Annotated in this window: 12 protein-coding genes; 4 read left to right on the top strand and 8 right to left on the bottom strand. The window is 44.9% G+C overall.

Going from position 1 to position 13606, the window contains the following annotated elements; translation table 11 throughout:
- Positions 1-44: 44 nt before the first annotated feature.
- The 7 genes from ACTRWI_RS08370 to ACTRWI_RS08340 form a co-directional block, all read right to left on the bottom strand.
- Complete coding sequence (locus ACTRWI_RS08370; protein ID WP_499130479.1) at positions 45-1046, bottom strand: substrate-binding domain-containing protein; 1002 nt, start codon at positions 1044-1046, stop codon at positions 45-47.
- 291 nt (positions 1047-1337) lie between these two features.
- Complete coding sequence (gene rbsK, locus ACTRWI_RS08365) at positions 1338-2264, bottom strand: ribokinase (RefSeq protein WP_499130478.1); 927 nt, start codon at positions 2262-2264, stop codon at positions 1338-1340.
- Between the two features lie 223 nt (positions 2265-2487).
- Entirely contained in the window at positions 2488-3366 is an 879-nt protein-coding gene (gene rbsB, locus ACTRWI_RS08360) for a ribose ABC transporter substrate-binding protein RbsB (protein WP_171761730.1), read from the bottom strand.
- Between the two features lie 138 nt (positions 3367-3504).
- Entirely contained in the window at positions 3505-4482 is a 978-nt protein-coding gene (gene rbsC, locus ACTRWI_RS08355; RefSeq protein ID WP_499130483.1) for a ribose ABC transporter permease, read from the bottom strand.
- A gap of 11 nt (positions 4483-4493) precedes the next feature.
- The gene (gene rbsA / locus ACTRWI_RS08350; RefSeq protein ID WP_499130476.1) at positions 4494-5999 is read right to left on the bottom strand and encodes a ribose ABC transporter ATP-binding protein RbsA; all 1506 of its coding nucleotides are present in this window, start codon (positions 5997-5999) and stop codon (positions 4494-4496) included.
- 85 nt (positions 6000-6084) lie between these two features.
- A complete protein-coding gene (rbsD, locus tag ACTRWI_RS08345; RefSeq protein WP_499130473.1) occupies positions 6085-6504 on the bottom strand; it encodes a D-ribose pyranase in 420 nt (139 codons plus the stop codon).
- Positions 6505-6811: 307 nt separating this feature from the next.
- Entirely contained in the window at positions 6812-7135 is a 324-nt protein-coding gene (locus ACTRWI_RS08340; RefSeq protein ID WP_499130472.1) for a winged helix-turn-helix domain-containing protein, read from the bottom strand.
- A gap of 404 nt (positions 7136-7539) precedes the next feature.
- On the opposite strand from ACTRWI_RS08340, the gene ACTRWI_RS08335 reads away from it, so the two are divergent.
- Positions 7540-8136, top strand: a complete 597-nt coding sequence (locus tag ACTRWI_RS08335) for a porin family protein (protein WP_499130470.1) — start codon at positions 7540-7542, stop codon at positions 8134-8136.
- Between the two features lie 116 nt (positions 8137-8252).
- Here ACTRWI_RS08335 and ACTRWI_RS08330 read toward each other — a convergent pair whose 3' ends face one another.
- Positions 8253-9296, bottom strand: a complete 1044-nt coding sequence (locus ACTRWI_RS08330) for an endonuclease/exonuclease/phosphatase family protein (protein WP_499130469.1) — start codon at positions 9294-9296, stop codon at positions 8253-8255.
- 192 nt (positions 9297-9488) lie between these two features.
- On the opposite strand from ACTRWI_RS08330, the gene bla reads away from it, so the two are divergent.
- From bla to ACTRWI_RS08315, 3 genes are all read left to right on the top strand, one after another.
- A complete protein-coding gene (gene bla / locus ACTRWI_RS08325) occupies positions 9489-10352 on the top strand; it encodes a class A beta-lactamase (protein WP_499130467.1) in 864 nt (287 codons plus the stop codon).
- A gap of 245 nt (positions 10353-10597) precedes the next feature.
- Positions 10598-12493 (top strand): extracellular solute-binding protein, encoded by a 1896-nt coding sequence (locus ACTRWI_RS08320; protein WP_499130465.1) that lies wholly within the window; start codon positions 10598-10600, stop codon positions 12491-12493.
- A gap of 12 nt (positions 12494-12505) precedes the next feature.
- Positions 12506-13594, top strand: coding sequence for a microcin C ABC transporter permease YejB (locus tag ACTRWI_RS08315; protein ID WP_061031098.1), 1089 nt, complete (start codon positions 12506-12508; stop codon positions 13592-13594).
- Positions 13595-13606 lie beyond the last annotated feature (12 nt).

The raw sequence follows: 13606 nt of genomic DNA, 5'->3' as shown, positions 1-13606 counted from the left end.
ACTGGATAAGCTGGCTCTTTGTTCTGGAGTAGGGGGTCTGTGGGTTAAACTGCTTTTACGCTGCTTCGCTCTACTAGGGTCGGCTCTAACTCGACGACCTGTGGGTAGGCGTCTGGCGTTTGTAATCGACTCAAAAGTGTATCAACGGCTACTTTACCCAAACGGTGTTTTGGCTGGTGGACGGTGCTTAAAGCCGGTGTCATGTATTTAGATAAGTGGATGTCATCGTATCCAATGATTGAGAGATCGTTGGGTATTGATGTGCCATCTTGTGCAGCTGCGTGAATCACGCCCATTGCCATCATGTCGTTACTAACAAACAGTGCACTCGGCATCTTGCCACGAGATTTTAGTGTCTGGTATGAATCAAAACCACCATCACACTCGAAGTTAGATTCGACAATCCAATCGGCGTTGACCTCTAGTCCTGCTTCTTCCATCGCTTGTTTGAAGCCTTGGTAACGCGATGATGCCTGGTTACGATGTAGCGGACCTGTGATACAGCCAATTTGAGAGTGGCCGTTATCAATCAGGTGTTTGGTCGCCATGTAGCCACCTTGATGCGAGTTGTCTTGAATCTTGTCGCTCGCAAACAGCATTGGGCCCCAATCCATCACCACTACAGGCAGTTCTGGGTAACGTTCGAATACGTCGATATGTTCGCCTTCAAGGGTAGAGCACATCAGCATTAAGCCATCGACACGCTTTTGTAGCAGTGTATCGATAGACGATTTCATACGTTCGCTATCGCCTTCGGTGTTACACAAGATAAGGTTGTAACCTTTTTCATAACAACGACGTTCAACGCCTTTTACTACCTCACCAAAGAATGGGTTGGTAGAGGTTGTCACTAGCATGCCAAGGGTTTTGGTTTGCTTCATCTTCAAGCTACGAGCTAATGCAGAAGGGGCATAGTTAAGCTCTCTCGCGGCATTATTGACACGCTCAGCAATCTCTTCACTGACAAAACGCGACTTGTTAATCACATGGCTTACCGTAGAGGTAGATACCTTAGCGAGCTTAGCGATGTCTTTCATTGTTGCCATAAAAAATCCTTGTGGGAGTAATACCAATCGTAGTAAGTATCTGTTCACCCTAGTTTGTTAAAAACCTCGATAACTTCGTTAGAATTTTTGATTGTAGAATAACTACTTATCGAAAAATTCTGCCTTGTTCTCAAGTTTTTTCCTACGCTATTTTTGATCACTTACTTACTGTGATCGGTATAACTTGTCACGTTGAGCGATATTCTTCCTGAAAACAGGGGCTTATGCTTGTTATTTAGAAGGCTAACATTAGGGTTTGGCACACGAGTCAGCCTTCTAATAGGCATTAAGTTAAGCAGATAATTGCTCTGCTAAGAACGCATCGGTTTCGCCACGGCTTGGAATTGAAGTTTGAGCGCCAAAACGAGTTACTGAAATTGCAGCCGCAGCATGAGCAAACTTAATCGCGCGCTCCATTGGCATGTCTTCAAGTAAGCCCGTAACTAATGCACCGTTGAAGGTATCACCAGCAGCGGTGGTGTCTGTTGCTTCAACGCGGAAGCCTGCGATAAGTTCACCTTCACCGTGTCTACTTACCCATACACCTTTAGCGCCAAGCGTGATCATTACTGTCTCGATACCTTTCGCATGCAGAGCCAAAGATGCTTGGTGCGCAGACGCGCTGTCGGTTACGGTAACGCCCGTTAACACTTCAGCTTCGGTTTCGTTTGGCGTAATCACGTCTACACACGCTAATAACGTATCTGATAATGGGCGAGCAGGGGCAGGGTTTAGAATCACACGAGTGCCGCTCTCTTTAGCGGTTTTCGCTGCGTATTCAATGCCTTCGATAGGAGTTTCCAATTGAGTTAGAAGGAATTTCGCACCGCGGATCTTCTCTAGGTGTGGTTCGATTTGTTCGCAAGTCAGCTTGTTGTTCGCTTCTGGAGAAAGACAAATGCTGTTTTCACCCGCTGCTGATACTTGGATCATCGCGATGCCCGTAGGCGTGTTCTCTGCCACGATGACACCATCGATATTGATCCCATCGTTAGCGAAATCTTGACGAATATTGATACCAAATGGGTCGTTACCGACACAAGCGATGAAGCCGATGTCCGCATTTAATCGTGCTGCAGCTACCGCTTGGTTTGCGCCTTTACCGCCAGGGATGACCTGATAGTTACCGCCAATCAAGGTTTCACCCGGACGAGGGAACGAAGGAACTTGCAGTACATGGTCAGCGTTAACGCTGCCTAAAACAATCAGTTGAGTCATGATACGAGCCTTATGATATATCGTATTTGAAAATGCATGGGTCTTTCTCATGGTTAACTATTCAGTCGCGAGAGAGTCGTCAAGTCGCGATAGGAAATGAGAAACAGCGATGCACTGTCGGTTTTGCTTGTTGTTGTTGTAAGTCAGTGAGTAAATGAGCGATTGAGTAAAGAAAGCAGGGAGACAGGGGACTCCCTGATTTGTATTACTCGTTTAGCATCGATTATTTAGCGATGATTTTTAGAGGTACTGGTACGTACTCGTCTACTTTTTCGCCTTTCAGTACTTTGTCTGCAATCTCGATGCCTAAAGAACCGATTAGGTCTGGTTGTTGTGCAACGGTTGCGCCAAGTAGGCCACGGTTAACAGCCGCGATGCCGTCGTCTGTGCCGTCGAAGCCAACGATCATTACGTCTTTACCAGATGCTTGAACTGCGCGTAGTGCACCTAGGGCCATTTCATCGTTCTGAGCGAATACTGCTTCAACGTCTGGGTTAGCTGCAAGTAGGTTTTCCATTACGTTCAGGCCTTTAGTACGGTCGAAATCAGCAGGTTGGCTTGCAAGAAGCTCAAGGCCGCTGCCGTTTACTGCGTTCATGAAGCCTTCACCACGTTCACGAGCTGCAGAAGTACCAGCGATACCTTCAAGTTGGATTACTTTCGCTTTTTCGCCCACTTTTTCCATGATGAAGTGACCCGCCATTTCACCACCGATTACGTTATCAGAAGCGATGTGGCTTACTACATCACCACGGCTTGCACCACGGTCTAGCGTTAGCACTGGGATGTTAGAGCGGTTAGCCATGCGAATTGCGTTAGATACTGCATCTGAATCTGTTGGGTTGATCAGGATTGCCTTAACACCACGAATAGTTAGATCTTCAATGTTCGACAGCTCTTTGCTTGGGTCGTTTTGAGAATCAAGCACGATAAGCTTGTAGCCTAGCTCTTCAGCTTTCGCTTCTGCGCCATCTTTCATGGTTACAAAGAATGGGTTGTTCAATGTAGACAGAACGATTGCCATTGTATCTTGCGCCTGTGCAGACACAGATACTGTTGTAGAAAGCAGAGCAGCAGAAATAAGAGTCGCTAATTTTTTCATGGTGTAAGTCCTTTGTGTAGGGTGAGCTAGGAGGTGAGTCCTAGCTCGTTGTTACATTATTTATAGATTTAATGTTTGTTATTTATTGATGCTTTTCTGTTGAAAAAGCAGGGTGTTGCATTGACTCAAACTAGAGTCTTATTTGTTTTTGTTGTCGACCAATACTGCCAGAAGAATAACCACTGCTTTTGCAATCATCTGGTAGTAAGAAGATACGTCTAGTAGGTTTAGGGCGTTGTTTAGGAAGCCGATAATCAGTGCACCAATCAATGTACCCATGATACGACCACGACCGCCAGCTAAGCTTGTACCGCCAAGAACCACGGCTGCGATAGCGTCTAGTTCATAGCCCATACCTGCGGTTGGTTGAGCCGATGACAAACGAGAGGCTACGATGATGCCCGCTACTGCTGCTAACAGGCCACAGATTGCGTAAACGCCTATTTTTACTTTGTCTACGTCGATGCCTGATAGGCGAGTCGCTGATTCGTTGCCGCCAAGCGCGTAAACATAACGGCCAAAGCGTGTGTGGTTAAGTAGGTACCAAACTGATGCGAATACTACGACCATGATCCAAACAGGAACCGGTACACCCATTGCGTAGCCTGTACCGAACCAAGCGAACGCGTCTGCTGTGTCAGTAAAGCCTGTTGAGATAGGGCGACCGTCGGTGTAAACCATGGTTACACCACGAAGTAGTGTCATGGTTACTAGCGTTGCGATGAAGGCTTGAACCTTACCTTTCGCGATGATCAAACCACTGATAGCACCCAGTGCAGCACCTGCCAATAAAGCAGTTGGTACAGCGACCATTACAGGGATTTCCATACCAATCATGCTGGCAGCGAATGCACCACAAAGTGCCAGTACTGAGCCAACGCTCAAGTCGATACCTGCGGTTAGGATGACCAGCGTCATACCTACAGCAATGATTGCGTTAACCGAGGTTTGGCGCAGAATGTTTAAGATGTTATCGACAGTAAAGAAGTTCGGGTTTAAGAAAGAAACGATAACAATCAGGAAGATCAAAGCGATTAATGACTTTTGATCAATCAGCCACTCTTTGCTGATTAACGGCTTTTTCTTCGGCGCTTCAGTTTCAGTTGTTTTGCTCATGGTTTTGGTACTCATGCTGCGTCCTCGTTAATCTTTTTACCGACCGCACACGCCAGTAATAATTCTTGGTTTGCTTCTTTAGCGTCAAATTCACCGCTGATGCGGCCTTCATGCATCACCATGATGCGGTCACTCATTCCTAATACTTCTGGCATTTCAGAGGACACCAAAATGATGCTCATGCCGTCGGCTTTAAACTTATTAATGAGTTGGTAAATCTCTTTTTTCGCACCGACATCGACACCACGGGTTGGCTCGTCGAGAATCAATACTTTTGGTTTGGTCATTAAGCCCTTAGCGATAGCGACTTTCTGTTGGTTACCACCAGAAAGGTTGCCAATGATTTGCTCGCGAGTAGGGGTCTTGATGTTGAATAACTTGATGAAGTCATCCACCGCGATCACTTCATCTTTGTGTTGGATTTGACCACTTTTAGTCAGTAGATCCAGTGAACAAAGCGACATGTTTTCTTTCACTGAAAGCCCAAGCACTAAGCCGTCACCTTTACGGTCTTCAGAGATGTATGCGATGCCATTAGCAAGGCCATCTTTAGGGCTCACAGGGTTGATGGTTTTGTTTTCTAAGTTGATAACGCCGCGTTCACTCGGAAGGGCACCGTAAATCACCTTCATCAATTCCGTACGACCAGCACCCATTAGCCCTGATACGCCAAGGATTTCACCGCGTTTTAGGGTAAAGCTAACGTCATGCACACCAGAACCAGTAAGGCCAATCACTTCTAAGCAGGTTTCGCCATGGCTTGGAGCGATGCGAGGGTATTGTTCGTCGAGCTTACGACCAACCATCATTTCGATTAAGCCATCTTCGTCAGTATCTTTTACTTCACATTGACCAATGAACTTGCCGTCACGAAGTACGGTGATGTCATCACAGATCTCGAAGATCTCTTTCAAGCGGTGAGAAATATAAACGATGCCGCAGCCTTCATCACGCAGTTCGTTGATTACTTTGAACAGAGATTCGGTTTCAGTATCGGTTAGGGCATCTGTTGGTTCATCCATGATGATGACCTTAGACTCAAACGATAGGGCTTTCGCAATCTCTACCATTTGTTGCTCACCTAGGCTCAGTTCGCCTAGTGGTGTTTTTGAGCTGTGTTTTACGTTTAGGCGTTTCAGTAGCTTGTCGGCTTCTTGGTACATCTCATTCCACAAGATGCGACCCATGGTGCCGGTGATTTCACGACCTAAGAAGATGTTCTCGGCGATGGTCAGCTCTGGGATCAGGTTCAGTTCTTGGTGAATGATACTGATACCAGCTTGTTGAGAGTCACGAGGCCCTGTGAATGCAGCAGGTTTACCTTGGTAGGCGATAGTTCCGCCATCCAATTGATAGATACCTGTTAGCACTTTCATGAGGGTTGATTTACCTGCACCGTTTTCGCCCATTAACGCCATCACGCGCCCTGGGTAAACGTTGAGGCTAGCCTTGTCTAGTGCTTTCACACCAGGGAAGGCCTTCTCAATTGAGCTAAGTTCTAAAATGGCTTGAGTCATGTCGGTTCCTTTACTCGGGGCCAGTTGTATTTGGTTATTCTTTCTTTCAGCTATAACGCTGGGCTGTCGTTATGTTTCGCTTGAGCTAAAACGTTACGCCAGTTTGGAAAATGACATTCGCGTAAGGTGTGCATTCACCGGTACGAATCACAGCGCGGCTTTCATGAGTGCGCTGTTTAAACGCTTCATGAGTGATGTAAGTAATCGGAATTTCTTTACCACAACGGGCTTCTTCTGTTTTGATTTGATCAATCAGCGCTGCATGATGCTCTGGGCTTACTTTTGCAAACTCTTCCGCGATAACTACACCTTCAATTTGAGATTCATCAAGCATGGTTTTTACGGTTTGAGCAAAGCTTGGAACACCGTGAGTTAAAGCTAGGTCTATGCGAGAAACATGATCTGGAATCGGTAGCCCTGCATCACAAATTGTAATTTCGTCTGTGTGGCCAAGAGTTGCCACTAAGTAGGAGAGTTCAGAGTTTATTAGAGTACTTTTTTTCATATCGCGACCTATCGAAAAAACACGTCTGATGGGATGAGAAACAACTCAAGAAAAGCCATCGAAACGTTTCGATGCTGATAATAGTGTGTGATTTGTCATTTGCACCTTTCACCTTCTTAGAGTGTGATATTGATCATCGAAACGTTTCGATAGGGTGTTTTTTGGTGATCTCAGTCACCGTGATTGATTGCATAAGTTCGAGGGAAGTAAGGGACCAATTTGGTTGTGATGGAGTCCAACCGATATCAAAGCCAGGAATAGGCTTGTTCATTGTGTGGCTTTGCCGTTGGCTCCAATAGGGCAATGCCTAATCGAGTGCACCTTCTTTTATTGACAGAGCGTAACCAAACTTTGTGACCGTGAGAATTTGGATATGAGGCGTTCTTAAGCGAGCGAATACGTTACGCAGGTTATAGATAACGTTAGCTAGGGCATGAGGTGATGAAAGCTCTCCTTCCCAACACTTTTCAATAATATGCTCTTTAGTTATCGGCTTTCCTATGTTCTCTACTAATAGACAGAGCACAGACAATACCTGAGGGCGTAATGCAATACGGTTACCTTGCTGGTTGGTAATCGTTCGAGAGCTGGTATCAATGAGTAGGTCGCTGAAGTCTATGGTGTGGTTCATCGTATTTATGTTCATTTGTTCTGAAAAGATAAGACTGGTTTATGGCTTGTTGTGCACGTAAGCGATCAATCAAAGCGCGCGGATTATGCAAAATCACACCTCTCTTGAAAGTAAGCGCACGTAAGCCGCGCAAGAAAAAACATAAAAACCGTTGGTTTGAAAATGGATGTGAGAATTTTTCCTTAAGGAGAAGGTGCTTTATTTCTTTGTTATTCAGTTGGTTATTTGTTTTTACTGATTATGTTGTTCGAAGTTACTAAGTGATTATATTTTTATTTATTTTTTTGTTTTCTTTGAGCGTAATCTGCTCGCCAATTCGACGGGGTGTCGGATAATTCTGACAAGATTGTGTAGCAGGGGAAGACGTAGCAATCTTGATTTGAAATGATTAAGGTTAAGCAGTAATGAACAACAAATTTATGTTAAGCATCGCGATGATGTCTGCACTTGTGGCAAATAGTGTAATGGCAGAGGACAATGGTTTCTACTTAGGTGGTGCAATTGGTACAACTGGTATTGATGATGGTGGGCTTTATGAAGGCTCTTCAAGGCCCATTACTGTTGATGCAGAAGATCGTACGTACAAGATTATTGCTGGATACCAATTCAATCGCATCGTCGCACTAGAGGCGCAATATACGAATTATGGCGACGTTGTTGCAAAAGATGCATTAACCAAAGATTCTTACACTTGGTCTCCAACTGCATTTTCGTTTGTTGCTAATCTAGGTTACACGTTTGACAACGGTATTCGCCCTTTTGGCATCGTAGGTTTGTCGACGATTGATTTAGACCAGTCGCTTCCGTTGCTTGATGACGATCGTGGTGACGCTATTCGCTATGGTTTCGGAGTTGAGTACACACCTAACCAGGCTGAAAACTTTAGCTTTAGGTTAGGTTATGAAGCGGATGCATTTGCGATTGAGAGCGATTCAGGTTTTGAAAATGATAAAGATCTCGTAATTGATTCATTTTATCTAGGCGCAACATTCAACTTCTAAGTTTCACACTTTATTAAACGGTAAATCGATTTCTAAATGGGGCGTCGGTTGGCTTAACCCGTTTGGCTAAAGTGGAAAGGCCGCAGTGTTTGACTGCGGCTTTTTTATGTCTAACTCTAGGCCTCGCGGATATGTGCGGTGACGGAAACGACAGCGTGATCGGTACTGAATTGGTCGCGTTCGAAGCTTGGGTTAATCAGATGATGATCGAGTACGGTGTAGTTTGATATTTCCATCAAACTTGAGGAGTTCTGGCAGTCAAACTCGTTCGACATCAATATGTAGTCCAAGACAGAGCCTGATGCGCCGTAATAGTGTGTCGGTTTACGTTGTTCAAGTAAGTCTTCTTCATGAAGCTGATGGTAGAGATCCCAACTGTCTCTCAATCTAAAGTGTGAAAGCCAATGTTGACTTGTTCCATCTCGATTCAACGAATAGCTCAACAACCCTTTGAATTCATCGTTGAATAGGGGCTTGTTAAAGTCGCCCATCAACACAACGGGTTGGTCGGTTAGATAGCGTTGATTGGTAATGTATTGGTGTAGCATTTGAGCTTCTAGTCCGCGCTGAACACTCGATAGCCAAGATCCTAGTTGTTCCTGGTGAAGTTTAATCAGTGTATCGCTTTGTGGCTTTTGCTCTGCTGAACTGTCACTCGGTTCTACCGTTTCAACTTTAGGCTCTGTTGGGCGTTGTGACTTAAAGTGCACGACATAACAATCGGTTGAGCCTAAGTGAGGCAGTTCAATAGTGGCGTGGACTGGTGTTCGGTTGAATGAAAAATTGTCACCAAGGCTAAAGGCGGCAAGTAAGCTCGAATCCGGCGTGACAGGCTGAACATTTTCAATCGGATAACGGGAAGCAATGCCCACAACAGGGGAAGTGTATAGGTAATCATCTTCAACCTGTGCGTTATCGACGACGGCAAAGTGCGGATAGCCCGACTCTTTCATAAGTTTCTTTAAAGATTCTGGGCTGAAAATTTCTTGAAAGCCAATCACATCGCAATCTAATGAACGAATCGCTTCCGCAATCCAATTTTGCTTCTTCTGCCATTCATCGAAGCTGTAGATGTTCTCAAAATCATAATAAGCGTTCGGTGGCTCAAGGTAGTTCAAAAGGTTGAACGTTGAGAATGTTACTTGGTTTGGTTTGTTCAAGGTTGAATCCTATTGAAATCACTTCTTTAAGGATATCTAAAATATGGAGATATTGTTCGGGTTTAGCCAGTTATTTTCATTTGAACTAGCGAAGGTAGCCGCTTTCTGCTTAGATTCTCTCCATTCGACGCGGTTAAGGTGTCGAGTTTAATTTTCTCCATGATCAATCGATCGTTTTCTTATGGTTTCACTATGAAAAAATATACATCTCTCGCTCTTGTGTTGTTGAGCGCCTTTTTTTCTTCATCATCATTGAGTCAATCCCTTAAACCGGAATCGATTGGGCAAATTGAATCTCGTGTTTCGGCACGCATTGGTGTGGCTGTCTATGATTCTGCAACCAAGCAGACATGGAGCTATAAGGGGGATGAGCGATTTCCTATGATGAGCACCTTTAAAACTCTGGCTTGTGCGAACCTTCTCTACGATACTGAACACAAAGGGCTAGATTTGGATTCAAAGGTCAGCATTAAGTCTGAGGACCTCATTGTTTGGTCTCCGGTGACTAAAGAGCTGGTCGGCAAAGGTATTTCACTGAGAGATGCATGTAGCGCAACCATGACGATGAGTGACAATACTGCCGCAAACATTGTGCTTGGTGGAATCGAAGGTCCCAACGGCTTAACTCAGTTCCTACGTTCTATTGGAGACAGCCATACTCGCCTTGACCACTTAGAGCCAGAATTGAATCATGCTCGACCGGGTGATGCTCGCGATACCACGACACCGAATAGCATTGTGATGACGCTGAATGAGTTGATGTATGGCGATACGTTGTCACAAGCGTCCACATCGACGTTAACAGGGTGGATGATGGGCAATAAAGTGTCTGACGGAATGTTCCGCTCTATCTTGCCTGGTGGTTGGAATATTGCCGATAGATCGGGTGCTGGAGCGTATGGCTCTCGCGCTATTACGGCTATCGTGTGGAATGAACATCGCGCTCCATTGATCATCAGCGTCTCTCTTACAGAATCTGAATTCACTCTCCAACAACGTGACAAGGTGATCAACGAAGTAGGTCAACTTATCTTTGACGCGTATCTGGTGCAGTAGCTAATAGCACAGTTAATCCTACACAATCACGCGCTAGCCACAGGTTCAGCCATGGCGCTAGCGCGTGACATTTCTTAGAACAGTCCCGAGTAATTTGTAAATAAAGCGTAAGACTTATGGTGCTGATGGTTTTATTAGTTATTACATGATGTTAGATTTGATTCTATACTTGTTTTAACGGCATGCACTCAAAGCCGAAAAATCAAGCTGAATATTGAATTCATGACATTTGAAGGGAGAGTCAAATGGGAACAGATCTTCGACGCAATGCCTCGCAGCGCACTCAGTTTTTCAGGTTAAAGTTAGCCTCATGTGCAGTTATGCTGCCGCTTATTGCTCTACAAACCTCCGTTTCTTACGCATCCGATACCGAATCTACTCCCGCTGTCACCGTTATTGAAACCACACAACTGGTTGGTTTTGGTGAAGCAAAATACCCAGCAAATTTTACTCACTTCGATTACGTTAACCCGAATGCTCCTAAAATTGGCAAAGTGACTTACGGTAGCATTGGTACCTACGATAGCTTTAATCGATTCGGTTCCCGCGGCGTTGCAGCCAGTTATTCAGGTGAAATTTACGATACGTTAATGTTTTCACCGAGTGATGAAATTGATGCTTACTATCCATTGATTGCTTCTAAAGTTCGTTATGCGAGTGATTTCTCTTGGATGGAAATCGATATCAACTCAAATGCTAAATTCCAAGATGGACAACCGATCACGGCTCATGATGTGGCATTTACCTTCATGAAGTTTTCGACAGAAGGTGTGCCTCAATATCGTGTGTATTACAAAGACATCGAATCCGTTACCGCGATTTCTGATTTGGTTGTTCGTATCGAGATGAATAATCCGAATCGTGAGAAATTGTTTAGCTTTGCGCAAAGCACTCGCGTGTTACCTAAGCATTTCTGGAAAGACAGAAAACTCTCTGAGCCGCTAAGTGAACCGCCAGTCGGCAGCGGTCCTTATAAGATCATCAGTTATAAGTCGGGTCAAAGTGTTACTTATGGCCTTGATGAAAACTATTGGGCGGCAGATCTGCCCGTTAACGTGGGTCGCAATAACTTCAAGGAAGTGCAGTACGACTACTATCGTGATGACACTGTGATGTTAGAAGCCTTTAAAGCAGGGGAGTTCGACCTTCGCACAGAGAATTCAGCCAAGTTCTGGGCTAACTCTTACACAGGCGCAAACTTCGACAAAGGCTATATCGTCAAAGAAGAGATCAACCATGAGAAGCCAGAGTCGACCCAAGGCTTTGTCTACAATATTCAATCTCCGGTGTTCTCAGACCCTAAAGTTCGTGAAGCGTTGACGCACGCGATGGATTTTGAGTGGATGAATAAGAATATGTTCTACGGCCAGTACAAGCGAACTCGTAGTTATTTCCAAAACACCGACTATGAAGCGAAAGGTTTGCCAAGTGAAGACGAAGTGGCGTTGCTGTCTCAGTACAAAGACCAGATCCCACCTCGAGTATTTACGGAAGAATACCAACCTCCAGTCACCGATGGTAGTGGTCGCATTCGTAGCCAAATGCGCACGGCATTTAAACTACTTAAGGAAGCGGGTTGGGTATTAAAAGACAAAGTAATGACCAACGAAAAGACTGGCAAGCCTATGTCATTTGAGTTGCTGATTTACAGCCCAACGACCGAGCGTATTGCTACACCTTTTCAAAAGAACCTTAAACGAATGGGTATCGAGATGAAGATCCGTACGGTCGATACTACACAATATATTAAGCGTCTTCGCGACCGAGACTTCGATATGGTCTCTTCATCGTTTTCGCCAAACCCTTATCCAAGCCCGAACTTAATGATTGTTTGGAACTCTAACTACATTGATTCTACTTACAATACAGCAGGTGTGATGGATCCTGTGGTGGATGCGTTAACTGAAGAAATCGCGCGTAACCAACAGAACCCAGAAAAGCTGCTTACACTAGGTCGCTCTCTTGACCGTGTGTTGCAGTGGAACTTCTACAACATTCCTCAATGGCACGTTGGTGAATACCGAGTGGCTATGTGGGACAAGTTTGAGCGTCCGGATGTACTGCCTAAATACGATTTAGGTATCGATACATGGTGGATTTCAGAAGAGAAGGCGGCATTGCTTCCTGAAAAACGTCGCTAGGAGTTAGTTAGCATGGCTGCGTATATATTTCGACGTTTGTTGTTGGTGATTCCCACGTTGTGGGCGATCATCACAATTAACTTTTTCATCATTCAGATTGCGCCGGGGGGCCCAGTAGAGCAGGCTGTGGCGCAGTTAGAAGGGCACAACTCCGGTATTATGGAGCGCTTTTCTGGCGGTGGACAAGAGGTTGATTTAAGCGAGAGTGATCAAGCGTCTGCCAGTGGCTATAAAGGCTCACGCGGACTGGATCCGGAAGTGGTTGAAGAGATCAAAAAGCAGTTTGGTTTTGATAAGCCGATTCACGTTCGCTACTTTGAGATGTTGAAAAATTACGCGACCTTTAACTTTGGTGAAAGCCTATTTAAGGGCGGTAATGTTATCGATTTAATCATCGAGCGCTTGCCTGTTTCTATTTCTCTGGGGCTTTGGAGTACGTTAATCATTTACGTGATTTCGATACCCCTGGGTATTATGAAGGCGATACACCATGGCTCTCGTTTTGATATTTGGTCGAGCGCGGTGGTGATTGTCGGCTATGCGGTCCCTGGCTTCTTGTTTGCTATCATTTTGATTATCTTATTCGCGAGTGGTAACTACTTCAGTTGGTTCCCTTTGCGAGGCTTGGTGTCGAGTAACTTTGACCAACTCAATTGGTATCAGCAAATTGGCGATTACTTCTGGCATTTAGCTTTGCCTATTTTTGCTATGGTGATCGGTGGTTTTGCCACACTCAGCATGCTGACCAAAAACTCCTTCCTGGATGAAATCAACAAGCAATATGTGGTAACGGCACGAGCGAAAGGTTTGGACGAGAACAGTATTCTCTACAAGCATGTTTTCCGTAATGCGATGCTGATTATTATTGCTGGTTTCCCAAGTGCATTTATTAGTATTTTCTTCACGGGTTCTATGTTGATTGAAGTGATGTTTTCACTCGAAGGCATTGGCTTGCTTGGCTTTGAGTCGACGATTCAACGTGATTACCCAGTGGTATTTAGCTCTCTCTATATTATGACCTTACTGGGTTTGGTATTGAGCATTATCTCTGACCTGACTTATACCTGGGTTGATCCTCGAATTGATTTTGAAGCGCGTTAATGGCGAATGAAT

This window comes from Pseudoalteromonas sp. G5_S1_14_S5 (assembly GCF_054968605.1).
Note: the sequence above shows the minus strand (reverse complement) of the source record. Positions and strands in the feature narration are given on the sequence as shown.

Excerpts from the sequence above, each read along its gene's own strand:
- rbsD (WP_499130473.1), bottom strand. The coding sequence starts at position 6,504 with ATGAAAAAAAGTACTCTAATAAACTCTGAACTCTCCTACTTAGTGGCA.
- rbsA (WP_499130476.1), bottom strand. The coding sequence starts at position 5,999 with ATGACTCAAGCCATTTTAGAACTTAGCTCAATTGAGAAGGCCTTCCCT.
- rbsC (WP_499130483.1), bottom strand. The coding sequence starts at position 4,482 with ATGAGCAAAACAACTGAAACTGAAGCGCCGAAGAAAAAGCCGTTAATC.
- rbsB (WP_171761730.1), bottom strand. The coding sequence starts at position 3,366 with ATGAAAAAATTAGCGACTCTTATTTCTGCTGCTCTGCTTTCTACAACA.
- ACTRWI_RS08320 (WP_499130465.1), top strand. The coding sequence starts at position 10,598 with ATGGGAACAGATCTTCGACGCAATGCCTCGCAGCGCACTCAGTTTTTC.
- ACTRWI_RS08370 (WP_499130479.1), bottom strand. The coding sequence starts at position 1,046 with ATGGCAACAATGAAAGACATCGCTAAGCTCGCTAAGGTATCTACCTCT.
- ACTRWI_RS08315 (WP_061031098.1), top strand. The coding sequence starts at position 12,506 with ATGGCTGCGTATATATTTCGACGTTTGTTGTTGGTGATTCCCACGTTG.
- bla (WP_499130467.1), top strand. The coding sequence starts at position 9,489 with ATGAAAAAATATACATCTCTCGCTCTTGTGTTGTTGAGCGCCTTTTTT.
- ACTRWI_RS08335 (WP_499130470.1), top strand. The coding sequence starts at position 7,540 with ATGAACAACAAATTTATGTTAAGCATCGCGATGATGTCTGCACTTGTG.
- rbsK (WP_499130478.1), bottom strand. The coding sequence starts at position 2,264 with ATGACTCAACTGATTGTTTTAGGCAGCGTTAACGCTGACCATGTACTG.
- ACTRWI_RS08340 (WP_499130472.1), bottom strand. The coding sequence starts at position 7,135 with ATGAACCACACCATAGACTTCAGCGACCTACTCATTGATACCAGCTCT.